Genomic DNA, 327 nt, shown 5'->3' on the forward strand with positions numbered 1-327 from the left:
AAATTCAGATTGTGGGAAGGCGGACCGTAATTCGTGAGAGTAAGAAGGGCAGTAGAATACAAGCGCTCTACGGCTTGGTGAGTTGCAAATGCTGCATCTTTTCGCCAATTCGAGTCATCGATGGATTTTTGTAGTTGAAATGCGGCAGTTTCAAGTGAGCGCAACGCGCTCGGTAGCCTTCCTTCGAATTGTCGTACCGCCACCGCGTACTCCTCCGCAGCGGTTACGGGCTTTGGCTCTGCCAGCGGTTCATCATCAAGTTCGTAAAGAACGATGCCTTCACGGCGAATATCGGAAAAGAAATACTGGCCTTCGCGCAGTGCCGTG

General features: G+C 51.4%; 1 protein-coding gene. It reads right to left on the reverse strand.

Translation table 11 applies throughout. From position 1 onward, the window contains the following. The coding region (locus tag AC6CHM_RS25155; protein WP_498176077.1) for a HEPN domain-containing protein at positions 1-327 on the reverse strand (327 nt) is incomplete at both ends.

The sequence above is a fragment of the Phyllobacterium sp. GQ127 genome, assembly GCF_059758635.1.